Source organism: uncultured Nitrospira sp., assembly GCA_902500695.1.
Lineage (GTDB): Bacteria > Nitrospirota > Nitrospiria > Nitrospirales > UBA8639 > Nitrospira_E.
Window position 1 is genome coordinate 1 of the sequence record CABVRQ010000055.1, and the last position, 24,838, is coordinate 24,838.

Below are 24,838 nucleotides of genomic sequence, written 5' to 3' on the forward strand. Positions count from 1 at the left end.
CCTGGCCTTGTGGTGTGGCCGAGCAGTGCAGCCGACACCGGAGAAAAGGCGCGCATTGTTTGAGCCTTGCGAGTTTGCGCGCCGCCGGGGTCGGCGAACCGCGAAGGGAACCCGAAGGGCCACAGCATGGCCAAGATGGTTTTGGCCACTTTTGCCGAAACAAAAGTGGCTCGGCTGCCGGGACGAAACCCGGCAAACCTTCAACATTGTAGACAGGTTTTTAATACGAATACCCGCATACAACTTCGGGTGGGAGGGAAATTTCTTACTCCTACTAAGAGCGGCAGGGAAAGTTAGACTTCAGGAGGCACCAGAGAGAATACTTTCCCTCAATGCTTCAATCTGCTTCATAATTTCCTTCGTGCACGATTGAAGGGATTCCTTCCTCGGGCGAACCTCCTGTTGGAATTTTAGGGGTTTTCCATACTTAATCCTGGCCTTACTCGGAACCAATAGGGTTTTAACCATCGACGTCACCGAATGGGGTCCTTCCCAGACAATAGACGCCGGGATCACAGGCGCACCGGACTTGATCGCCAGATAGCCCACACCCAAATGCCCCGCATCTAAACGATGCCGATCCAATCCGCCTTCCGGGAAAAGGCCGATCACCTCCTGCGCGGCCAAACCCTCTAACATCGTGCGAATGGCACGGATATCCCGCTTGCCTCGTTGTACCGGAATACAACGAAACGCCCGAAACACCCAACGAATGTGCGACTTGGCATAGATCTCTTTTGCCATCAAAAATCGAATAGGACGTCCTGCGGTGGCCAATAAAACCAATGGATCCCCCATTGACGTATGGTCACAGACAATCAAGGCCGGTCCGTCTACGGGAACCGGGAATGGCTTCACCACCACACCATACATAAGCCGACAGACCCAGGAGTTTAATCGATGCAAGGAAGAATAGACGAAGCCTGGCTGGGTCGCTGGAACGCTCAACGATGAAGAGGAAAAAGGCGGATGAGTCGGTATTGAATGATGTCCCTCAAGGCCTTTACTTTTGACAATAGGCACAAGAGACCTGAGAGAAGCCTGACAGAAAATAACTTAGGTGGTGGCTTTTTTAGCGTGAGATGGACTTTTCGTGGAGTCGGAGGCATTCGCGGCTTCAGCAGATAATTCAGACTCCTCAGATGATTCGGCCTCTGTGTCGTCTTCGCCTTCTTCTTCCGGCTCTTCAAACCAATTGACGAGCATGTCGTCCCACCAGACCGCATCGACTTCTGAACCGGGATCTTCTCCAAATCCAGCCACCTGGTCTTTGGTAAAATTTGGATCAATAACTGTTGGCTTAAACAAGGCCCGGTCAATCACTTCCTTGGTGGCAAAGCCTCCCACAATCCAAGAAGGTGGATCCGCCCGGCGGGATTTGTACATTTGCAGCCCGACCTTCAGATAGAGAAACGCCTTGCGTTGATCTTCGTCCTTCAACCCTGATGGGGGCAAGCTTAAGGTCTTTTCAATCTTTTTTCTCCATTCCCGGTCATTGTACCGGGAGGTGATCAACTGGAGAACTTTTGCTCCATCCTCTTTTTCCAGTGGCATCCTGACTCCTTATGGGCCTGCGGCCGCGTTCTAACTTTATAAACAGATACGTAATCGAGAGACTCTTGAATGAGTTTTTTAAGTATTCCTCTAATGACCGGCAACCATCATTTTTCGAATTTTGACGGTGGGACTGGCCAACCGGCCACGAAATTCTAAATCATTCCCGACCATTTCAATATCCTTGAAGATCTGTTGTAAATTCCCGGCAATGGTGACCTCCTCCACAGGATGGATCAATTCTCCATTTTCAACCCAAAATCCGACCGCTCCCCTTGAATAGTCTCCAGTGACAAGGTTGACGCCAAAACCAATCAGATCGGTGACAAATAACCCTCGCTTCATAGACTTGAGAATCTCCTCGGGGGAATAGGAGCCTGGCGAGAGATATAAATTTGTGGCGCCCACTGTTGGATTTTCTCCCACGGATCGTGACGCATTGCCCGTGGATGCCATCCCCAATTTCCGGCCTGAATACGTATCTAACATGTAACTCGTCAACACACCTTTATCGACCACCAGGGTTTTTCTCGTGGGTAAGCCTTCACCATCAAAGGGTCGAGACCCCAACCCTCCGGCTAACCGACCATCATCGATCACGGTCACCAAATCTGAAGCAATGGACTTTCCGAGTTGTCCCAAAAGAAACGAGGCCCCCTTATAGAGGGAGTACCCGGATACCGCCGAGGAAATATGTCCAAGGAGACCTTTGGCCGTTTCCGGATCGAAGATCACGGGAACTTCCTGTGTCGTAATGGCTCGACTGCCTAGCCGCCTTACCGTTCGGCGGGCCGCCTCCTGTCCGACCTTTTCCGGGCTATCTAATTCATGAAACTTACGTTTCACGGAATACCAATAGTCCCGCTGCATACCGCCATTCTGGCTGTCCAACGCGATGGGCGACACAGAGAGTGAGTAGGAGGAACTGGCGTAGGATCCAATGAACCCATGGGAATTCGCCAACAAAACCGATCCATAGCCAGCCGAACACTCAGCCCCTTCAGAATTGGTGATACGGGGATCAGCGGAAAACGCGGATTGTTCGGTTCGCTTGGCCAGGTCTATTTCCTCATCAACCGTTAATTGCCGATCATCTTTCATATCCATGTCGGGAATATCGACCACCATGTGATCCGGCGCCGGCAGTCCTGACGTTTCATCTTCAACCACAGCCCTGGCCAGACTACAGGTATCACTGACTAAACGATCCAACGAGGCTTTGGAAAAATCCGAGGTAGAAGAACTGGCTGAACGTTTGCCAAAAAACACCCGAATCCCCAAGACCTTCTCACGGGCTTTGGACAGCCGGTCCACTTCTGACATCCGCACCTGCACCGAGACCGAATCCCCTTCAGCCACAAGAAGATCCGCTTCTGTCGCCCCTAAGGCCTTGGCTCGCTTGAGAACCGTGGCCGCCAATTCCGGGAAACGGTCACCATGTGTGGTGGGCAGATTTGACATTATGAAATGGGAAGAAACAAAACGGAAGGGTTATCCATCAGCCCATCGCCGTGCCACCGACGATCATTTCATCGATTTTAATGGTAGGAAGTCCCACGCCGACCGGAACCGATTGTCCATCTTTTCCGCAGGTGCCGATTCCTTCATCTAATTTCATATCATGTCCGACCATCGAAACTTTCTTGAGCACATCAGGACCGTTCCCAATCAACGTCGCGCCTTTGACCGGTTTGGTCACCTTCCCATCTTCGATCAGATAAGCTTCGCTGGCTGAAAAGACGAATTTTCCACTGGTGATATCAACCTGTCCTCCCCCAAACGACACGGCATACAACCCGTTTTTCACCGACCGGATGATATCCTGCGGATCGGATTCTCCCGCTAGCATGAAGGTATTGGTCATACGTGGAAGAATAATACTCCTGAAATCTTCCCGTCTTCCATTCCCTGTTAACGGGATGCCCATCAAGCGGGCATTGAGCCGGTCAGTGATATAGCCGCGCAAAATACCTTTTTCAATGAGCATGGTTCGGGACGTCGGGGTCCCCTCATCATCGATGTTCATAGAACCGCGCCGAAATGGGAGCGTGCCATCATCCACGATGGTGCATAATTCGGATGCGACGGATTTCCCGACTAAGTCACTAAAGGCTGATGTTTTGCGACGATTAAAATCTGCTTCCAACCCGTGCCCGATCGCTTCGTGAAGCAAAATGCCCGGCCATCCCCCACCTAAGACAACGGGCATGGTGCCAGCCGGAGCGTCAACCGCGCCTAGATTGAGAATCGCCTGGCGTGCTGCTTCTCGCGCAAACTCCATCGCACGGTTCTGCTCCAGGTAGAAGGCAAATCCGACCCGTCCCCCTCCTCCAAATGACCCAACCTGGCGGTTCCCTCCATCTTCAGCAATACAGGTAATCTGAAGACGAGAGAGAGGCTGCATATCCCCCACAAGCTGCCCTTGGGAGTTGATGACTAAAAATATTTTCTGTTCCGTGTTAAAAGACGCCATGACCTTGGTAATTCGCGGATCATAACGCCTGGCTTCCACGTCAATTTTATTCAGTAAGTCAACCCGGGCTTCGGTTGTAATATCCGTGAGCGGCTGAGACAACGGGTAGAGATTCTGTGTGGGCTGAGAACGATGAGTAACGGCTATGGGGTTGTTCCCTTGAGGAGAATCGGCAATATATCGTGCCGTATCAGCGGCAATTTCCAGGTCTCGCACAGACAGATCATCTGAATACGCAAACCCGGTTCGTTCACCAGCCACCGCTCGAACACCTGCCCCCTGGGAAATACTTTTGACCGCGCGCTTGACCAGGCTTTCCTCCATAGAAACGGAATCGGTCACGCAGGACTCGACATACATGTCCACGTAATCCACATCCCGAGCAGTGGCCTTATTTAAGGCCTGGAGGACATCTTTTTCTTGGAGGGCAAAATCTGAAAGGCTGGGTACCATAGACATTAATTACAACAAATTACGTATCAAAGAAATAAAAATGAAGTATAGCCCATCTCCCAGGTGGGCGCAATTTCCGGTGAAGGGTAGGCCGGCAATTTGACAAGAATCGGTTTCATTATTAGACTGAAATTGTTGTGAAATTTTGCTAGTTCCTAAAATCTTTCAGCAGAATCGCAACGCGGCTCTCACCCTCACAATCGGTTTCAGCACAATTCAATGGATGAATTTCACGCGGTGGACGCAAGGCAAGTTGCTGAAGGCGAATTGCTGGATCAACTTGACCTCACATCCCTTCCCCGACATATTGCGATCATCATGGATGGCAATGGCCGATGGGCTGCTCAACGAGGGTTGCCTCGAATTGCCGGTCACAAAGAAGGGCTTCGCGCGCTTCAGGATGTTCTGGAAATCGGGCATGAACTTACGATTCCCTATATCACCATTTATGCATTTTCCCAGGAAAATTGGAAACGTCCTCATTCTGAGATTCGACTCCTCATGGGGTTGCTTGAGCAGTACCTCAATCAGGAACGCCAACGGTTTCAAGAGCGACAGGTACGATTCCTGCCGATTGGACGACTTGAACAACTACCGTCTTCCGTCCGGTCTCTGGCCTTAGAGGTGGCAGAAGAAACCCGCCATTTGACTCAGCGAACGCTGGCAGTCGCACTCAGCTATGGGGGACGAACCGAAATTGTCGATGCCGCTCGAAAAATTGCGATCGAGGTTCAGATGGGGTCGCTCACGCCAGACCAGATTGATGAGTCCTTGTTTGAGCAATACCTCAGCACATGGGGTCTCCCTGATCCCGATTTGCTCATCCGCACCTCCGGAGAAGCGCGAATCAGCAACTTCCTTCCCTGGCAAATTGCCTACACGGAACTCTATTTCACCAAAACCCTGTGGCCTGATTTTCGTCGCGCTGAGACTCTTCTCGCCTTACTCGATTATCAAAAACGGGAGCGGCGTTTTGGCCGAATCACTCAACCCGTTTCGCCATAAAACGGTCTGTGGCCATCCCGCATACCTGGTATCCTACTTCTTGTTCATGTGACCCACTGCCAATTGTACTCCCCTAAACAATGGATCCCCGTCGACTCTACTCAGCCATCGTATTTATTCCTTTGCTCTATGGGGGAATACGCTATTCTCCACCCTGGCTGCTCTCCATCCTGATTGGGAGCGCTTCCCTCCTTGCTTTGTGGGAATTTCTCACGCTCTACTTTGGACGGACCGGCAGCCTTGCTACCAAGGTGACCTCCTGTCTTGGTGCTGTCATGCTCCTTGTCGCGATGTATACCGGTTACTCCAAGGCCTTGAACCCTTGGCTCTTGGGAATCGTTGGGGTCATTTTGACAGGATTTTTTATATCTCCGACCACCATGAGGCAACGTCTCCCCTTATGGGTGGCCTATCCCTTTGGGATCCTCTATGTCGTGGTTCTGCTCGGACATTTCATACTCCTCCGACAACTCCCCGATGGAATCGCCTTAATCTTTTTTGTCTTAGCCATCACTTGGTTGGCTGATACCGGTGGATTTGTCGTAGGTTTATCTCTTGGACGCCATGCCCTGGCGCCAACCCTGAGTCCTAAAAAAACGATTGAAGGCTTGTTCGGAGGAGTTCTCTTTTCCGTGCTGGGAGCCCTCATCAGCCACTTTTGGTTTGTCCCTTTTTTCTCCTTGTGGGAATGCGCTATTCTCGGCATGGGCATGGCCTTAATCGGAACCCTTGGTGATCTTGCAGAATCCGCGATCAAACGTAGCGTGAGTATCAAGGACTCAGGCACAATCATTCCAGGACATGGGGGAGTGTTAGATCGTGTGGACAGTCTGCTCTTTACCGGCCCGATGATTTACTACTATGTCTTATTCACGGGATCACACTCATAACCAGACCGTACGCAACCATAGGGAGAGAATCTGGTGAAACACATCGTCATTTTAGGATCTACCGGATCGATTGGGAACAGTACCTTAGATGTGATCTCCAGATTCCCTGAAGAATTTCAAGTCGTCGGCCTGGCGGCCGGATCAAATGATCAGGCCCTTGAGGAACAAATCCGCCTCTTCAAGCCCGAAGTGGCTGCGCTTTTCTGCCAGGATGCCGCCAACCGATTACGAGCACGGATGGGACGGACGTCCACTGAAATTCTGGACGGGGAAGAGGGGCTCTGCGCCGTCGCCAGTGCATCGAAGGGTGATTTAGTGATTTCTGCTATCGTCGGGGGAGCAGGGCTCAAACCAACATTGACAGCCATTCAAGCAGGCCGGCAGGTTGCCCTCGCCAACAAAGAGCCAATGGTGATGGCAGGTCGATTAATGCAACTGGAAGCCCACAAACATGGCGTGACAATTTTCCCCATTGATAGCGAACATAGCGCTATTTTTCAATCGATGGAAGGCCACCGGAAGGTCGATATTCGCCGGATCGTGCTCACGGCTTCCGGCGGGCCATTTTGGGATTGGCCCATCAATGACCTCGAACACGTGACCCCCGAGCAGGCGATGCAACATCCCAATTGGAAAATGGGTGCTAAAATCACCACCGACTCCGCCACCTTGATGAATAAAGGTCTAGAAGTGATTGAAGCCCGATGGCTCTTTGATATCCCTCAGGATCAAATCGATGTCGTCATTCACCGGGAAAGTATTATCCATTCTTTGGTAGAATATTGTGATGGGTCAGTCATTGCGCAATTAGGCCACCCGGACATGCGAACACCAATTTCCTATGCTCTCAAGTACCCGGAACGCATTCCCTTGAATCCTCCACTCCTGGATCTAGGGAAAATTGGAAAATTCACATTTTATCCCACTGATTCGAAAAAATTTCCGTGTCTTCAGTTAGCTTTCGACGCACTGGGAGGAGCGGACGGGCTTCCAGCCACCTTAAACGCCGCAAATGAAATCGCCGTCGATGCCTTCCTCAAGGAGCAGATTGCCTTTTTGGATATACCCAGAGTGATTCAGGAAACGATGAATGCCTATAGCGCGACTCCCGTCACATCCATTGACGATACCTTAGAGATAGACCAATGGGCTCGACGAACAGCCACAGAAATGATGAAAGCCTGCTCCTCTTCACCTATATAAATATGAACCCGCGATGACACATCCATGAATAACCTCCTGTCGTTTTCTCCCGATTCCATTTTCCTATTTGGGCAAAAATTATGGTGGTTCCTGGTCGTACTGGGAGTCCTTGTGACCTTTCACGAATACGGCCATTATCTGGCCGCTCGCTGGGTGGGAGTGAAGGTCCTCAAATTCTCTATTGGTTTTGGACCAAAACTGATTGGTCGCAAGATTGGAGATACAGAATATCTCCTGGCAGCCATTCCTCTTGGGGGATATGTCAAATTATATGGAGAAGAAGCGTCAGAGGCTGCTTCAGCTGCCGAGCAACGTGAATCCTTTATTCACCAGTCGCTTCCCCACAAAACGTTGATTGTGGCGGCTGGCCCCGGCTTCAACTTTATCCTCAGCTACCTGATCTTTACGGGAATGCTGGCCTTAGGGTCACCGCTGTTTGTTCCCAGCATCGACAACATCACACCGGTCATTGAAGCTATTATCCCGGACTCTCCGGCTGAAACTGCCGGATTACACATCGGCGATCGCGTGATCCGGGCCAATGAAGAAGATATCTCGACCCTGGGTGAACTCTACCAACAGGTGGGCAAGGCCCATGGGCGTCCCGTCACATTGGACGTTATCCGGGGAAATAGCGTGAAAACGCTGATCATCACTCCAACCGTTCAAATGGTGCCGGACCGCCCGGACGAACCCCAATACACCTTAGGCATTGAGGATCATGCTCCGCTAGTCGGAGGAGTCATGCCCGACACGCCTGCCATGGCTGCGGGTCTTCAACAGGATGACCGAATTATCCAAATTAATGAAACGCCGATTGTCACCTGGTCACAGATGACCGAGATCGTTCGCAATCACCCTGGAACCCCTCTAGAGGTACAGGTCGAACGCGGAGGCCAGACGGTGTCACTTCGCATCACCCCTGAAGGCCAAACCAGCACCTCTCCAGATGGAGGAGAAACCAAGTCTGTTGGCCGCATTGGGATCAAACTTGCCGGCGCAGGTACGGTGCTCAAGAGTACGTCTCTCTTCCTCGCACCTTGGGATGGCCTCAAGGCGACTTGGAAATGGTGTGAATTAACCGTTATTGGCCTCTATAAGCTTTTGACCGGAGAAATTTCGTCGAAACACCTGGGCGGCCCCTTAATGATTGCCACCGTGTCCGGCGAGCAAGCCCAACAGGGCATGGCCAGCGTCGTGTGGCTTATTGCGATTTTAAGTATTAATTTGGGAATTTTAAATTTGTTACCCATTCCCATTCTGGATGGAGGCCATCTATTCTTTTTTGCCTGCGAAGCTATTTTAGGTCGCCCTTTAGGAGATCGGTCCAGAGAAATGGCCCAACAAATTGGCCTGGTATTGCTGGTCTTCCTGATGGCCTATGCGACTTGGAATGACATTAGTCGCCTTCTGCAATAATTCCACCCTGTTGAACGTCTACTGCCTTGCAAGCCCGGTGAATGTGCTCTGCGACCTTTTTTATCCTCAACCATATAAGCAGGTGTCTTCATGCGTGTATCACAATCATTAATCCCAACGATGCGACAAGATCCAGGGGAAGCCGAGGTGGTTAGTCACCGGCTCATGCTTCGCGCTGGAATGATCCGAAAAGTCGCAGCCGGTATTTATTCCTACCTTCCGCTTGGATTGCGGGTCATTCGGAAAATCGAGACCATTGTTCGGGAAGAAATGAACCGAACCGGAGCCCAAGAACTGTTACTTCCGATTCTTTCTTCGGCCGAGCTGTGGAAAGAAACAGATCGCTGGGATTTCTACGGGAAGGAACTGTTCCGATTACACGACCGTCACGATCGAGACTTTTGCCTGGGCCCCACTCACGAAGAAGTCGTCACTGATTTATTTCGTCGAGAGGTCAGTTCCTATCGTCAATTGCCCGTCACCCTTTATCAAATCCAAACAAAGTTTCGCGATGAAATTCGGCCACGGTTTGGCATCATGCGAGGGCGTGAATTCATCATGAAAGATGCGTATAGCTTTGATCAGGATGCGGAAGGAGCCAAACGTACCTACCAAGGCATGTACGACGCCTATTGCCGTATTTTTTCTCGCATGGGCCTCGAATTTCGTCCGGTGGAGGCCGACACCGGGTTGATCGGTGGCATCTCTTCTCACGAATTCATGGTCCTGGCCAATACCGGAGAGGAACTCATCGTTTTTGATCCGGATACGCAATATGCAGCCAATGTCGAGCGGGCCGAGATTGCTCCACCCGCCATCGGGAAGCGTGACGCCCCACTACCGTCAGAAAAGGTGTCCACACCCAATGCCAAATCAGTTGAAGAGGTATGTGCCTTACTCAACGTACCCTCTTCCCGCCTGGTGAAAACCCTCCTGTATCAGACTGGCACAGATGAGATAACCGCCGTCCTGATTCGAGGGGACCATCAAGCGAACGAAATCAAAATTCAACGACACCTTGGTATTCATGAATTATCCCTGGCGACTCCGGAAATGGTCTCCCGCTTCACCACAGCCCCAATCGGCTTTGTCGGACCGATCGGTCTTCAGAACGTTCGAATTCTGGCTGACCATGCCGTGGCTGTTTTGAGCAACTTCATTGTCGGTGGGAACGAACCTGACGTCCACCTCATCAATGCCAACATCGATCGGGATTTTGCCATTGAGAGCATAGGAGATTTTCGACAGGCCCAGGCCGGTGATCCTTCCCCGCGGGGAGGCAGCCCGCTACAAACGGCAAGAGGCATCGAAGTGGGGCATATCTTTATGCTAGGGACAAAATATAGTGAAAAAATGGGCGCAACCTACCTTGATGCTCAGGGTCAAACGCTCCCCGCTATCATGGGGTGCTATGGTATTGGTGTCAGCAGAGCAGCGGCAGCAGCCATTGAACAAAACCATGACGACAAAGGTATTTGTTGGCCCATGCCCATTGCCCCCTTTCATGTCCACATCCTTTCGGTTACGGCATCAGAACAGGTACGGCAGGCTTCCGATCAGCTCTATCAGGACCTTTCCAAAAACGGGATTGAGGTGTTACTTGACGACCGCGAGGAACGAGGTGGAGTCAAGTTTAACGATGCAGATTTATTAGGCATTCCTTTCCATGTTGTTATTGGAGATAAGGGATTGGCACAGAACACCATTGAAATTAAGGACCGGAAAACAGGGGAAAAACACCACATTCCCCGCGAGGAAGCATGTGAGTGGATAACTGCCACAGTCAAAACAAAAATCGAATTTCAGGCATGATAAAGTAAGGAAAACAGATCAAATGCCGGCTGGTTAACGATGTCCTTCCACACATGATATAATTTTTTGAAGCCATAACATTCTTTTCTGATGACCAATTGACGACGAGATATCAATTCAGAGCATGCTGAGATTGGGAAGCCCTTATTTTCATTGACAAAACATCTCATTGAATGCTACTTTTCAAGGTTTGATTTTCAAGTGAAATCCACACTTTGTATATGACTGGCATATCGTATGTTAAACCAGATGAACGTCAGGGGTCTTTTATTTGACCCCTATAACAACGCCTATATTGTCATCCTGAGGGATGAACAGAATTCGGACATGCTCCCTATTTGGGTTGGTAAGGCCGAAGCCAGCGCCATTAGTTTTGCCTTAGAACGGATAGCTCCTCCCAGGCCAATGACCCATGATCTCATGAAAACGGTGCTTGATAATATGGATGCCAAAGTTATCAGTACGGTCATTACGGATCTGAAAGACAATACGTATTTTGCTAAAATACATCTTCTCTTTGGAGATTCAGAATTCACCGTTGACTCGCGGCCAAGTGACGCAATTGCCGTGGCCCTTCGCACGGATGCCCCCATTTTTGCTTCTGGAGAAGTGCTCCATAAACAAAATTCAGAAGAGTTGGAACGATGGCTGGAAAACCTCAAGCCTGAGGATTTTGGCAAATCAGATGTCTAGCTGATGTTCATGTGGCCATCTGAAATATTGACGATTAAGAGTGAGTGTGCGGGTGATGACTGAAATAAACACATTAATTCCGTTAAAGGTCCATGGGGTACTGGTCGATCCGAATACCGATACCCAAATCGTGGTCTTACGGGATGAAAAAAACTCAGAGGTTCTTCCCATATGGGTCGGAACCGCCGAAGGAACATCCATTCGGTTGGCCTTGGAGAACGTCATCCCACCACGCCCCATGAGCCATGACCTTATTTGCAGCTTTGCCTCCCACCTTGGCTTTACCCTCAACAAAGTGGTGATCACGGAAGTAAAAAATAATACGTATTTTTCAACGCTATTTTTATCCAAAGATGACTTGGAAAAATCGATCGACTCAAGGCCGAGTGATGCAATTGCCTTGGCTCTCCGATGTCAATGTCCAATCTACGTCACCCCTGAAGTACTGGAACGTCGCGGGGGAGAAGATTTGGACACCTGGCTTTCCAAACTCGATCAAAAGGGATTAGAACAGACTGATATCTAGGCATATAATCAAGTAGAGGAAAGGAAATAAGACACTCATGCGATCCTATCAAGCTAAACCACTAGAAGTTGAACGACAATGGTTTTTAGTCGATGCTAAAGGGAAAACCGTTGGACGCTTGGCCGCGAAGGTTGCCTCGATCCTTCGTGGAAAACATAAACCAACGTTCACCCCGAATGTCGATACAGGAGATCATGTCGTCATCATCAATTCCAGCGAAATTCAATTCACCAGCGATAAATTTCGGACAAAGGTCTATTATCACCACACAGGGTATCCTGGAGGCATTAAAGCCATTACCGCCGAGCATCTTCATGCAAAGAAACCAACTGAAGTGCTCTCCAAAGCCATTCGTGGGATGCTTCCAAAATGTACGTTAGGAAAGCAAATGGCCAGAAAACTCAAAATTTACCCTGGTGCCGAGCATCTGCATCGAGCGCAAAGCCCAACGCCTCTTAACCTCTAAAGTCATCAGTTACCATTCCAACGAAAAAAGGAGATCTATTCTCACATGGTCGATACAGTTCAATACGCAACCGGAAAAAAGAAAAATGCGATTGCCCGAGCGTGGGTAGAACCAGGACAAGGCGACATTCTAGTCAATGCACGATCAGTCGATTCATATTTCCCACGATTGACGCACCAAATCCAAATACAAACACCATTCGAGGTCACCAAAACCAGCGGGCAATTCAATGTCAAAGCCACGTTGACCGGTGGAGGCGTTTCAGGTCAGGCAGGAGCCCTTCGCCATGCCATTGCAAAGGCCTTAGCTCTATATAATCCTTCCTTACGGGATCCTTTGAAAAAAAATGGATTGCTTACCAGAGATAGCAGGGTGAAAGAGCGGAAAAAATACGGACAAAAAGGCGCCAGGGCCAGGTTCCAATACTCCAAACGATAATTGGCCGGTTCATCCACGTAGGATTAGAGGGGGAGGCCATCAAGCCTCCCCCTTTTTTAATTCGACAATTTCTGATGCCCTTGTCCACTTCATCCTAACTTTTCACAAACAGTCAATTGGCACAGAGAAAAATGGTTTCCTTATTGGTATCGCACTCAAAATTTATTCCCATCAACCAATGTACTTAAACGGCCATGGATAAAAAAATACGCGTCGCAGTGATCGGAGCCAGTGGCTATACAGGTGGTGAATTACTTCGACTACTCACCATGCACCCCCAGGTCACACTGACCCGCGTGGTGGCATCAGAAAAATCTGAGGGCCTCGCTGTCGCTTCGCTGCTTCCTCATCTTACGAAGATTTATGACTGTTCATTGTCATCGTTAAATACCGAATCGATCGCCAAGGAAGTCGATGTGGTGTTTCTCGCCCTTCCCCATACGCAATCCCTGCAGCCAGTAGCCGACTTTCTCTCCCAGGGGAAACATGTTATTGACTTGAGTGCCGATTATCGGCTTCAAGACCCGATGGTATATGAGCAATGGTATCAAACCGCCCACACATATCCTGACTTGCTCAAAAACGCGGTGTATGGGCTACCAGAACTCAACCGCGCGGCTATCGCCAAGACCCATCTTGTTGCCGTCGCGGGGTGTTATCCCACCGTCGCCATTTTGCAGCTCGCACCTTTTGTGGCTCAAGACCTCATTGAGCAAAACTCAATTATCATTGACGCAAAGTCTGGAATTTCAGGAGCCGGTCGCACACCTGCACTGGGAACTCATTTCCCTGAATCCCATGAAGCCATTCATGCCTATAAAATCGGCAAACACCGTCATGTGCCTGAAATCGAACAGGAGTTGGCACGTCTGGCTCCTGCTCCCTCCTCCAAAACAACTTCCTCCAATCCATCCATAATTTTTACGCCTCACCTCATACCCATTAATCGAGGCATTTTGAGTACGGCCTATGCCAAATTGAAGCCTGGCATTGATCAGTCTCATTTGGATGCCGCCTATAAAAGTCGGTATCAAGACGAATATTTCATTCGACTCTTTCCCAGTTCCGAGGGAGTCAATCCGAAAAATCTGCGAGGATCGAATTTTTGTGACCTTAGTTGCACCTATGACCCTCGAACGGGGTATCTCGTCACCACAGGATCACTGGACAATCTGGTAAAAGGCGCAGCCGGCCAAGCGATTCAATGCATGAATCTTATGGTGGGACTTCCCGAAACACTCGGATTGACTGCGCCAGGCCTCTTTCCCTAAACCTTTTTCCACCGGTTTCTCCTGACGAGAAGGGGATGTTTCCATGTCTAAACGCGTAAAAGGTGGGATCACTGCCCCACAAGGATTCGTAGCAGCAGGCATTCATTCAGGCATTAAAAAAACCAAACAGCTTGATCTAACTATGATCGTGTCAGAGAAGCCTGGACCTATCGCCGGAGTGTTCACCTCCAACAAACTCCCTGCCGCTCCGGTGATTCTCGACCGGCTCCATCTCAAGAGAGGCACGGGTCAAGCGTTCATCATTAATAGTGGCAACGCCAACGCATTTACCGGACCGGAAGGATTGGCACATGCAAGGGAAATGGGTCGGAGAGTTGCCGATCAGCTGACCATTCCCCTTCATGATGTGTTTGTGGGATCCACTGGTGTCATTGGCGTTCCCCTGCCCATGCCAGCAATCCGAGCCGGTATTCCCATTTTATTTTCACGTCTACGCAAGGCTGGTCACCGGGAAGCTGCCAAGGCCATCATGACGACAGATACCTATCCTAAAGAAATTGCGGTTCAAGATCGAATTGGCGGAAAAATGGTGACAATAGGCGGAATCGCCAAAGGTTCCGGAATGATCCACCCTGACATGGCGACCATGTTGGCCTATGTCACGACAGATGCAGCCATTGATCAAAAAACGCTTCAAACAACTTTTAGCGCCGTCATCAACCAAACATTTAACTGTATTTCTGTTGACGGGGAAACCAGCACCAATGACACGGCATTATGTCTGGCCAATGGGAAAGCAGGAAATGTAGCCATCAAAACCGGAACGACGGCACATGGCAAATTTGAAGCACTCTTATTTCAAGTCTGTCACCATCTGGCCATGGAAATTGTTCGGGATGGCGAAGGTGCCACCAAAATCATTGAATTTCAGATAACCCAGGCTTCCAGTGACCGGGCCGCGAAACAATTTGCCAATACGCTTGCCACCTCCCCTTTAGTCAAAACCGCTATCTTTGGTACGGATCCAAACTGGGGGAGAATTGTGGCCGCATTGGGGCGGGCCGGCGCCCCTGTCAAAGCGGAGAAACTCCTTATCGAATTTAATGAAATTCCCATCGTCAAAAATGGGAAAGGGCTGGGGCCTCAGGTCGAACGACGGATTAAACAGGAGATGAAGAAGCCTTTCCTCACGATCTTCATTTCCCTCGGAATGGGAAAGGGATCTTCCAAAATTTGGACCACGGATTTGACCTACGATTACGTGAAAATCAACGCATCCTATCGGTCGTAAATTTCATCCAGCAATCAATCTGAAAATTGGGAATAGCCCATTGCCGAGGGATGATTATTTTTTTATGTGGTGGCGGGAAATTAAATCATGCAGGGTCGGGCGACTCACACCAAGAATAGTCGCAGCCTTCGTTATATTTCCACCGGTCTTGGCCAGAGTTTGCTCAATCACTCGTTTTTCCACCGTGTCTCTGGCGACCTTCAAGGTGAGTCCATCTTGACTCTCATCGGGATCGGCTAAATCTAAATCTTCCGGGGCAATTCTTGGATTGTCGGTTAGCGTCACGGCCCGGCGAATCCGATTTTCTAATTCTCGAATGTTGCCCGGCCAATGATATTGTTCGAGCGACATCAAGGCTTCCCTCGTAAATCCTGAAATCTTCTTTTTGGCCTCTTCTGTATAACGCTGAAGCAACGATTTGCCCAACATCACGATATCGCCACCACGATCGCGTAAGGGAGGAGCCGTAATGGTTACGGTATTCAATCGATAATACAGATCTTCCCGAAATCGGCCATCTTTCATGGCCAGCTGAAGATCCATATTGGTGGCCGCTAAAACTCTCGTGTCAACTGGAATTTCCACACGTCCGCCTACCCGCTCGATGCTTCGTTCCTGTAAGACCCGAAGCAGCTTGACCTGTAATGCAGGAGAAATCTCACCAATCTCATCGAGAAAAAGCGTCCCACCCTGAGCCGACTCAATTCGACCAGGACGCTGGAGATGGGCTCCGGTAAACGCACCTTTCTCATGCCCAAACAACTCACTTTCTAGCAACGTTTCGGGAATCGCCCCACAATTAATCGCGATAAACGGGCCATCCTTTCTGTGACTTTGCTGATGAATCGCACGAGCCACTAACTCCTTTCCTGTCCCGCTTTCCCCAACTATGAGAATTGAAATATCCGACCCGGCCACACGCCGAATGGTATCAAACACTTTGACCATGACCGGACTGTTTCCGATAATTTCAGGAAATCCTCGTTTCGCCTCACGGTCCAGAAGCTTTTGGTTTTCTTTTTCCAGGCCGGCCAAATACCCGGCCCGCTGAAGAACGACTTTTAATACCTCCAAGTCTACCGGCTTTTCCATGAAATCATATGCGCCCAATTGAATAGCCTTGAGCGCATTTGCTCGGTCCTGATTTCCAGTGATGACGACCACCTTCACCAAAGGATTCACCGCAAGCAATTGTTCTAATGCAGACAATCCTTCCGTCACCCCACCGGCATCAGGAGGCAAGCCTAAATCTAAGGTCACCAGTGAGATCTTTTCCCGCTGAAGAATATCGACCGCTGCAGCGCGATGATCTGCTTCATAGATTATATAGGAGGACTTTAACCCCCACTTCATCTGTTCAAGAATTTCTTGACGGTCATCAACGAGGAGAAGGGAAGGAAGACGTGAATGTTCAGCAAGAGGATCAGACTTCATGGTCACTCGTTTTTTCCTGAGTCATACTCTACCCCGGCTTTACCCACACCAGACATCACCGTACTTGCGTTATCGGCACTTTGTGCTGGAAATGTAACAATAACTGTCGTACCACGCCCTTCCTGGCTCTCAATATGAATCACGCCTTGATGGTCCTCTATAATTCGCTTACATTGAAACAGCCCGACACCCAATCCATTCTTTTTGGAGCTTTTGAATGGCTGAAAAATATTTTCAAGTTGGGTCACGGACATCCCGCCCCCCGTATCGACGAGTTCGACGATCACGTGTTTGCCATCATAGGCAGTGGATATATTAATCGTACCGGTCTGGCCGGTCGCCTGGCGCGCATTAAGGATGAGATTTAACACAACCTGTTTGAAGTCCTCTCTTCTGAGCTGAAGGACCGGAACCTCTAGCCCCGGAGAAAAATTCGGTTGGCACTCGGGGTCATGGACAGCCGCCAGAATGTCCTTAATCAACAGATTCACATCCACCGATTCCCTTACGACTACCTCACTTAGATTCGGATCTTTCGCCTGACGAGATAATTCCCCCATTAAATCGATAATTCGCTGAGACGTATTTTTAACTGTCTGCATTGCCGATGCCTGAAATTCCACATTACTCCCATATTGCGCAGCATTCTGAGCCACCAGAGATAAACTCGACGCCAAATTCTTTAAATCATGCAAATAAAATGCAGAGAACCGATGCACCGCTTCCCATTTGGCGGATGAACTGCGCTCCTCAACTAACTCAAATTGAATGAGGAGCATCGTCACATGGTGCGCAATGGCTCGCAGCAAATCAAAATCGTCTTGATCGTAGCCTCCATGAATCGTTTCCTGACTAAGCGTGCAAAACCCAAGCAGGTGACCTTGTCCAGTCACTAAAGGCACACACACATGGGCGTGAGTGATATCAAGAAATTCCTTCCACTCCTCAGCTGCCTGCTGACCTGCTTGTATCAACAACGGTTCCTGTTGGGCTTTCAATTGATGAATAAGAAGGTGGGTTTCAGGAATGGGAAGCGGATCCGAACCATTCGGCGCCCGATCGTTCTCCGTCAACGTTCTTCGACGCCGTTCTTTTCGTATTTGATGATACCGCCCATCAACATTAAAATATTTCCAAATTGTGACCCGAGAGGTTCCAAATGTTCGACTGAGCCATTCAAGATATCGATTCAAAATCTGCTGGACATCCGGACAGGCAGCAAACGTCTCAGTGACCTCTAACCATTTTTCCCGATAATCATATTTCGTCTTAAGGAAATGCCGAGAAACGACTTGCTGGAACTCAACACGAATACGCCGTGAAAGCATGCCCACAACCAATCCCATAAGGGCAAAAAACGTGAGAATCATACCCAGCGTTTCCTTGACCTCCCAATCAGTTTGTTGAACCACTGCGGCCACCATAGCGACAAGGACGAAATACCCGCTCACACACACTACGGCCAGGGAGGTGTATAACGCATGGTGACTGATTTGAATCTTCCGCATCATCTGCGGTCCTCGCCATCGCCTTAATCCTAATGCCATAACAACAAGAGAACTGAACGAGGCGATTCCCCCTGCCCACACATCGTCCTGTCGCCACTCCGAGACCATGACCACATGAAAGGCCTGCGCGATGGATATGCAGGCCAACCCTCCCAATCCCATCACCACGTACTTCAATCGATATCGCAGAGGATCGGGAAAAGAGTACAGGATCCGTTCCAACTGAAAAATTCCCACACTGGAGGCCAATATGATAAACCCCCAGATCATCAGTCCTTCCGGTCTTTTGAACACAATTTCCTTCTCAGGATTGATCTGCATGAATCCATCGGGAATACCCACGATCAGCATCGCTAAGAGAGCAGCTCCACACCCGATTATCTTCCACCATCCTCTGCCCAATGCCAAAGAATTCGCTGAAAATTCCTCCAACAATGAATAACCGACATAGCCGATCATAACCGGCAGAATTACCTCACCAATTAGAATAAGTTTCTTGGAGATAAGGAGATGGGCAGGAAACACTTCCTGAATTCCATTCAGTCCATGGATCCAAAGCATACCCCCCATCAGCAAGAGTAAAGGATAAAAATGGGCACCATCTTTTCGCTTCACCAATATGATTGTCGCCAAAAACAGGGAAACTCCTGCCGTGAGAATAGATGGGATAACCCACAAGCTCATACTGACCCTTTATGCCTATTGAGATTTAGAGACATCCACAAGTTCATTTCTGGTCACTACGAATAGACTCAACTTCTTCTTTAGTTCTGTTTGATGGATACATGGTGTATAACACCTGTTTTATTCACTCGGACGCACCTTGATTCATGGGAAAGTGACCCGACCAACTACACTGGCCATAGAGCACTTTTCATATCATGGCAAGGTTCTTTCTTCTGGCCAGGCTCATGGGGGTTCAGTCGCCAAACTACTAAAGCGCGGTTGAATAAATGAAGGAATGGCTCTCGACAGGTTTCTAAGACACCTCTAAAATGGAGAGAAAATTCAAGATGGAGCACCACCCTAGCCTGACTCCCAGGACATTAATCAGAATGAAACTGTAGTGGATTTTTTCGGAAGATGAGCAGGGAGACTGTAGGGTTCGGCCTCCCAAATCGACCGCACCTCTCGTCTCACAAAAAAGCTAGCGTTCGATTCTGAGGAATGGGAGTATTTTGGGCCTCTCCATCTAGGGACAAAGCCGTCCCGGATCAGCCAATGAATTTAGTCATGAAGTCTACGGGAACATGAGGCTATTCGATAAGAACGACGTGTCAAATTTGCTGGAAAGGCACATCCCAGGCCTCCAGAGGTTTCTCCAGCACATTCCTTCTGAGGCTCTCGAAGCAGGAACCAATGTGAGACTGCTTAACTGTTGTTTGTAGAGTGAAGCGCATCGGGCACCCCCGATCATAGGGCGAGGCATTTTCCTCTTGCCAGTTTTACCAAAATTACTGGAGACCTGGTTGCCCAATTGAAGAAGGCGCGTCATCCTGCCTATCGGAAGGATGCAGGCCATACTTTTTGAGCAGTTTATAAAAATCTGCCCGATAGCGCCCGGCAATTTGTGCCGCCTTGGAGATATTCCCTTGTGTGGCCTTGAGCAGGTCTTGGAGGTACTCTTTTTCAAACGCTTCCTTCGCATCAGTTAATGGCTGAAGACTACCTGGCTTGCTTTGTTCTTGCGGAGAAAGGGCGAGAAATTCTGCCGTAATAATATCCTGAGGGGACATGACAACCGCCCGTTCAATCATATTCTCAAGTTCTCGAACATTTCCAGGCCACGGATAGGTAATTAAGGCCTGCATGGCTTCCGGTGAAAATCCTTTGACGACTTTTCCATGATGCTCAATACTCCGCTTGAGAAAAAACTGAGCGAGAGAAGGAATGTCTTCCCGTCGCTGTCGAAGCGGGGGAATCCACAGGGGAACGACGTGAATCCGATAATACAGATCTTCTCGAAATCGTCCTTCCCGCACAGCTAATTCCAAATCCTTATTTGTGGCAGCCAGGATTCTCACATCCACCTTCATCGGCACTTGCCCTCCAACGGGCACCACCTCTCGATTTTGAATAGCCCGCAGGAGTTTTCCTTGCAATGACAGTGGCATTTCACCTATTTCATCCAAAAATAATGTCCCTTTATCGGCACTTTGGATTAAACCCCGCTTGTTTTGATGGGCTCCAGTAAAGGAACCCTTCATATGCCCGAACAACTCACTTTCGAACAAAGTTTCTGGAATAGCCGCACAATTGACGGCCATAAACGGTTTCGAAGCTCGAGGGCTATTACAATGAAGTACGCGTGCAATAACTTCTTTCCCGGTCCCAGTTTCTCCGGAAATACAGACGGTGGTATCGGTCTTCGCCACTTGAGCCACCTGCTTCAACACCGTATGCATTTCTGCACTCCGGGCCACAACATTTTCAAGCCCATATAATTCATTCACAAGAAGCTGTAGTCGATGAATCTCCTGACTCATCCGTTTGGTAGTGAGGGCTTTATCAATGCTCTCCAGTAACTCTTTGTCATCAAACGGTTTGGTCAAATACCCATACGCACCCTTTTTCATGGCTTCCACTGCATTAGGAATACAGCCATGCGCCGTTAAGATCAGGATTGGAAGATTCGTTTGATGCTGATGCAATTCTTCCATCAGATCCAAGCCATCAGCATCCGGCAATCGAAGATCCAGAATGGCAAAATCATAGGGATCTTCCTGTACGCGGCTCAACGCATCTCCCCCGGACCCACACGCGGTGACCACAAATCCCATGGAATGCAGTCGCATTTTCAGGAGGGTCAGTAAACTTGGGTCGTCATCCACAACAAGAATTCGTTCATCAGCCATCACAGTTCCTTTATTTTTTTCCTTCACTTTCATATGGTATTTCTTTCTCCTCAGCTCTTTCGAGTTTTGGGGTAGGGGCCATTTTTTCCGACGGGCGGGTCGGCGGGGCCTTCTCGCGTATTTCCTGATCAATACGCCGTAAGGCCTCTAATTGACTTGTTAGTTCTTGAACTTTTTTCTCGCTGGCCCTCAGTTCTTGCTGCACATCCTGGCGGAGCGTCTGTTCTTTTTTTAATTGTTCTGTTTGTTTGGAAAGATTGGAGGAGGCCTGACTTAAATCTTCGACAGCCTTTTCCCGACTCGTCAGTTCTTGCTTAAGGACATCAACCGAATCCGTTTCCAATTGACGACTTAATTCATCGACCAGTAATTCCTTATTCACAATTTCACGAACCAATCGTTTAGTAAATGCCTCTGAAGTGATCCCTCCTCCTCCTGGAGCATTCAACACATCCAGCAACCATAACCAAAATCGACTTTCACCCGCCAACGCGCTATTGGGGTTAGAGACCACCACTTTTCGAAAATGAAGCGCCGCTAACTCCCTATTTTCATATAACGCGGCGACTCCACGAAGAAAATGAACCGCACGGCATTCATCTTCATTTTTACAAGAACTCAGCTTTTTTTCCTGATCATCTGCAATCGCCCGAAAAAATGGAACATCTTCAGGGTCAGGAGTTAACACCGAGGAGACCGGCGAGGGGCTCCCTGAAACAGATTGGGCCATAGCAGAACGATTCCAATTGGTGTGAGTCCACCCTCCCCATTCAAGAAGATTCAGGATCATCACAGACCCCAAAAACACCCAGATCAACGACTCAACCTTTTTTCGTGTCAATGGACGTTCCCCGTATGTTTTCGTTTCGGAATGGTAAAATGCAATGCACTCCCGGTTCCCAGAATGCTCTCCGCCCAAATTTTTCCACCATGGGCTTCCACTACCCGTTTCGCCAAAGCCAGCCCAATCCCACTCCCCACATACACACGGCCTTCTTGGGTTTTCCCCTGGTAAAATCGTTCAAAAATATGAGGCAAATCGGCTTCGGGAATTCCTGGTCCCGTATCAGACACCGAAAATTGCAACCCTTCTCCGATACTATCCGGCCTTGATCGAATCAACACCGTCGTTCCTTCAGGACTAAATTTAATGGCATTGGATAGAAGGTTTTCCAACACCTGTTCCATCCTTGGCCCATCCAGATCATAGAACCTCACCTTGTTCTGAAACAAATCGAGGGTCAGATGAATATTTTTTCGCTCTGCGAGAAATTTCACTTTTTCTGTCGACCGAACTACCAAACGATTCAAGTCGGTGGGACTGAAATTATAGGAGACCATGTCGGCTTCCATACGGGATAAATCTAAGAGATTCCCGATTAAGTGATTGAGTCGTTGACTACTTTCAGAAATAATGGTGAGCGTTTCTCGTTGGTCCTTCGTCAGCGTTCCAGGAATTCCATCGAGCAGAAGCTGTGAGCCCTCACGAATAGATGTTAACGGCGTCCGTAACTCATGGGAAATATTTGCCAGGAATTCCGACTTCATCTCATCTAACTTTTGTAGTTTTTCGCCCATCCAATTTACCTGGCCAACCAGTTCGCGTAACTCCTGAGGAACAGACAGGGAAATCGTCCCTCCAAATTGACCTTGTCCAATTCGGCGGATTTGGGCTTTGACTCGTCGAAGAGGCCGCAAGATACTATAGCTGGCGATCCCGGCCAAGCCAAGACCTAGAACCAGCGCCATCACAAGGAGCTGTTTCGTAATTTCCTGGGCCTGTACCGAGCGAAGATGGGAATCCTTGAGAATCGCGCCGACACTGGCTTCCTGAGAGGTGATATAGGCTGTGATGGATTGGGTTATGGCAGTAATCAACGTATCCCGGTTTTGTTCATACCTGGCGATAGCCTGAGAAGAACGGTCGGCTTGTTCAACGCCAACACTCAAGAATAAGGTATGAAATTCTTCATGCAGTTCTTTGGTTTTCGCAAGTAATTCAAGCGTACTGCCAGGATTTTCCTGATCCTGAAGGGCTTTTAAGGTTTTGCGAAAATTCTCAGCCTCCTGAAGAAAATCTTTCAGAAGGGTGGTATCCCGAAGTACCAAATATTGCTTATCACTTTTTAATTGCGCATACAGACTGGTAATGAGTCGCTTAGCCGTTTCCACGGCTGGAAAATGGTGGGTTGCTAACTCAGCGCCTAATTCCGTTAATGCACGAAATTGATGGAGAATATACAAATTCACCCCAACCACTAACGCAAGGATTGTCAGGTACCCCAGGGTTAATCGCCAAAATATAGACAGGCGCGGCAACATTTTTTAAACACCCAAATTAATTAAGATCGTTTTAAAAGAAAATTTTCTGTGAACTCTAGCGTTGAGTAAAAAATTTCCCCAATCAACCCGCTTTTTCTTTCCCCTGCAAATTCAAAAATCTTCTTCTATCAGAATCACCAAAGAACTTTCACATAAATGCTAGTTACGTAGCAATGCTGAATTGTATTTCCTACATTATATTGAGTAAGCCTACAGCAGGATTACATTATTTCAGGGAATTTCTGCAAACCCACCAACCATTTTTTTCTTTATAAACAATCAAATATTAAGCCAACGTCCCTAATGGTCTCTATATTGCACATGCCACCGTAACTAACATAATTATTGGGAAGATCATTAAATTCCATTCAAGCCCACGTATTAAATTTTTCCTTAGGATCTGATGCAAAAGTTTGACGTTGGCATTTTTATTATTGTGCTAAAAACAATATCTATTCATTTCGTGTCTTTCTTCGTCTCCCCCCAAAATTTATCCATCTGCATTATTTTTCATCCTCCTCCCCCTGAATTGAAAACATCTTCCAGAATTTCTTAGGTAATACTTGGAAGTTTAGGTTCCATTGCTGGATTCAACGATTCGGCTTGCCTTTCTCCTCCTGGGAGAAACCCAAGCAGACGGAAAGCCATGATTTCTTCTCTCAGATTGAGATTACATTAGAGGGGGGAAGTTGCCAATAGACACGCACAGAGAAAAACCGTTCAAGAAAACTATTAATGAAATGCGAATAAGACTACCAAAAGCAGGAGATGAACAATGAAATTACAAACCACCATCCCCTTATTTAACGAAACTCTTTCCGCTAAAAATCCAAAGGCCGGGATGCCTCAACTTGCGGAAATCCCTCCGGGGTTTTTCAAAAACCTCATCCAGCTTTATACAAAATTAATCTTGGGCCAGACTTCTCACATATCCCCTAAAATATTCTCGTTTTACATTCTCTTGCTAGCATTGATGGCTGTGATACCTTGTGCCCCTGCTTTTTCAGCTGATGTTTCGGTGACCTGGAACAAAAACACCGAATCGGATTTAGCGGGATATAAAATTTACAAACGGACGCTACCATCTCAAGATTTTGGACAACCCATATTTTCAGGTATGCCCAGCAACCCAACCTCACCCTCAAGGACCGTTTCAGGGCTTAGTGGAGGCACAACCTATGGATTTATTGCGACCGCATTTGACACGGCCGGAAATGAAAGTGCCCCTTCCACAGAAAAACAGATTTCTGTACCTACAGGCACA

Annotated in this window: 22 protein-coding genes; 13 read left to right on the forward strand and 9 right to left on the reverse strand. The window is 48.6% G+C overall.

The annotated features are described in order from the left end of the window. The coding region (locus AAH187_RS13400) for a hypothetical protein (RefSeq protein WP_342348967.1) at positions 1–212 on the forward strand (212 nt) is incomplete at its 5' end. Positions 213–300: 88 nt separating this feature from the next. Here the strand turns inward: AAH187_RS13400 and AAH187_RS13405 are convergent. The 4 genes from AAH187_RS13405 to tldD form a co-directional block, all read right to left on the reverse strand. Next, positions 301–873 carry a lysophospholipid acyltransferase family protein gene (locus tag AAH187_RS13405; RefSeq protein ID WP_342348968.1) on the reverse strand — a complete coding sequence of 191 codons (573 nt, stop codon included), beginning with the start codon at positions 871–873 and terminating at the stop codon, positions 301–303. Between the two features lie 183 nt (positions 874–1,056). Next, positions 1,057–1,554: a hypothetical protein gene (locus AAH187_RS13410; RefSeq protein ID WP_342348969.1), complete on the reverse strand. Its 498-nt coding sequence runs from the start codon at positions 1,552–1,554 to the stop codon at positions 1,057–1,059. Positions 1,555–1,644: 90 nt separating this feature from the next. Next, on the reverse strand, positions 1,645–3,015 hold the full coding sequence (locus AAH187_RS13415; protein ID WP_342348970.1) for a TldD/PmbA family protein: 1,371 nt from the start codon (positions 3,013–3,015) through the stop codon (positions 1,645–1,647). A 37-nt stretch (positions 3,016–3,052) separates the two neighbouring features. Continuing rightward, the gene (gene tldD / locus AAH187_RS13420; protein WP_342348971.1) at positions 3,053–4,486 is read right to left on the reverse strand and encodes a metalloprotease TldD; all 1,434 of its coding nucleotides are present in this window, start codon (positions 4,484–4,486) and stop codon (positions 3,053–3,055) included. Between the two features lie 213 nt (positions 4,487–4,699). On the opposite strand from tldD, the gene AAH187_RS13425 reads away from it, so the two are divergent. From AAH187_RS13425 to argJ, 11 genes are all read left to right on the forward strand, one after another. Next, complete coding sequence (locus AAH187_RS13425; protein ID WP_342348972.1) at positions 4,700–5,485, forward strand: isoprenyl transferase; 786 nt, start codon at positions 4,700–4,702, stop codon at positions 5,483–5,485. A gap of 80 nt (positions 5,486–5,565) precedes the next feature. Further along, on the forward strand, positions 5,566–6,375 hold the full coding sequence (locus AAH187_RS13430) for a phosphatidate cytidylyltransferase (protein ID WP_342348973.1): 810 nt from the start codon (positions 5,566–5,568) through the stop codon (positions 6,373–6,375). A 33-nt stretch (positions 6,376–6,408) separates the two neighbouring features. Beyond that, positions 6,409–7,578 carry a 1-deoxy-D-xylulose-5-phosphate reductoisomerase gene (locus AAH187_RS13435; RefSeq protein WP_342348974.1) on the forward strand — a complete coding sequence of 390 codons (1,170 nt, stop codon included), beginning with the start codon at positions 6,409–6,411 and terminating at the stop codon, positions 7,576–7,578. Between the two features lie 24 nt (positions 7,579–7,602). Further along, a complete protein-coding gene (gene rseP, locus AAH187_RS13440; RefSeq protein ID WP_342348975.1) occupies positions 7,603–8,997 on the forward strand; it encodes an RIP metalloprotease RseP in 1,395 nt (464 codons plus the stop codon). 90 nt (positions 8,998–9,087) lie between these two features. After that, a complete protein-coding gene (locus AAH187_RS13445; protein WP_342348976.1) occupies positions 9,088–10,809 on the forward strand; it encodes a proline--tRNA ligase in 1,722 nt (573 codons plus the stop codon). Between the two features lie 237 nt (positions 10,810–11,046). Next, on the forward strand, positions 11,047–11,502 hold the full coding sequence (locus AAH187_RS13450) for a bifunctional nuclease family protein (protein ID WP_312642969.1): 456 nt from the start codon (positions 11,047–11,049) through the stop codon (positions 11,500–11,502). A 55-nt stretch (positions 11,503–11,557) separates the two neighbouring features. Beyond that, the gene (locus AAH187_RS13455) at positions 11,558–12,028 is read left to right on the forward strand and encodes a bifunctional nuclease family protein (protein WP_312642971.1); all 471 of its coding nucleotides are present in this window, start codon (positions 11,558–11,560) and stop codon (positions 12,026–12,028) included. Positions 12,029–12,065: 37 nt separating this feature from the next. Further along, positions 12,066–12,494, forward strand: coding sequence for a 50S ribosomal protein L13 (rplM, locus tag AAH187_RS13460; protein WP_342348977.1), 429 nt, complete (start codon positions 12,066–12,068; stop codon positions 12,492–12,494). 45 nt (positions 12,495–12,539) lie between these two features. Next, entirely contained in the window at positions 12,540–12,932 is a 393-nt protein-coding gene (gene rpsI, locus AAH187_RS13465) for a 30S ribosomal protein S9 (RefSeq protein ID WP_342348978.1), read from the forward strand. Positions 12,933–13,126: 194 nt separating this feature from the next. After that, the gene (gene argC / locus AAH187_RS13470; RefSeq protein WP_342348979.1) at positions 13,127–14,203 is read left to right on the forward strand and encodes an N-acetyl-gamma-glutamyl-phosphate reductase; all 1,077 of its coding nucleotides are present in this window, start codon (positions 13,127–13,129) and stop codon (positions 14,201–14,203) included. Positions 14,204–14,246: 43 nt separating this feature from the next. Beyond that, entirely contained in the window at positions 14,247–15,455 is a 1,209-nt protein-coding gene (gene argJ, locus AAH187_RS13475) for a bifunctional glutamate N-acetyltransferase/amino-acid acetyltransferase ArgJ (protein ID WP_342348980.1), read from the forward strand. Positions 15,456–15,509: 54 nt separating this feature from the next. Here the strand turns inward: argJ and prsR are convergent, their stop codons facing one another. The 5 genes from prsR to AAH187_RS13500 form a co-directional block, all read right to left on the reverse strand. Further along, positions 15,510–16,889, reverse strand: coding sequence for a PEP-CTERM-box response regulator transcription factor (gene prsR / locus AAH187_RS13480; protein ID WP_342348981.1), 1,380 nt, complete (start codon positions 16,887–16,889; stop codon positions 15,510–15,512). Between the two features lie 2 nt (positions 16,890–16,891). Further along, entirely contained in the window at positions 16,892–19,081 is a 2,190-nt protein-coding gene (locus AAH187_RS13485) for an ATP-binding protein (protein ID WP_342348982.1), read from the reverse strand. 770 nt (positions 19,082–19,851) lie between these two features. Beyond that, positions 19,852–21,285 carry a sigma-54 dependent transcriptional regulator gene (locus AAH187_RS13490; protein WP_342348983.1) on the reverse strand — a complete coding sequence of 478 codons (1,434 nt, stop codon included), beginning with the start codon at positions 21,283–21,285 and terminating at the stop codon, positions 19,852–19,854. Beyond that, positions 21,263–22,093 carry a hypothetical protein gene (locus AAH187_RS13495; protein ID WP_342348984.1) on the reverse strand — a complete coding sequence of 277 codons (831 nt, stop codon included), beginning with the start codon at positions 22,091–22,093 and terminating at the stop codon, positions 21,263–21,265. The genes AAH187_RS13490 and AAH187_RS13495 overlap by 23 nt, the downstream gene beginning before the upstream one ends. After that, positions 22,090–23,574 carry a HAMP domain-containing sensor histidine kinase gene (locus tag AAH187_RS13500; RefSeq protein ID WP_342348985.1) on the reverse strand — a complete coding sequence of 495 codons (1,485 nt, stop codon included), beginning with the start codon at positions 23,572–23,574 and terminating at the stop codon, positions 22,090–22,092. The genes AAH187_RS13495 and AAH187_RS13500 overlap by 4 nt, the downstream gene beginning before the upstream one ends. 775 nt (positions 23,575–24,349) lie before the next feature. Here AAH187_RS13500 and AAH187_RS13505 point away from each other — a divergent pair. Then, positions 24,350–24,838: fibronectin type III domain-containing protein (locus tag AAH187_RS13505; protein ID WP_342348986.1), on the forward strand; the 489-nt coding region annotated here is incomplete at its 3' end.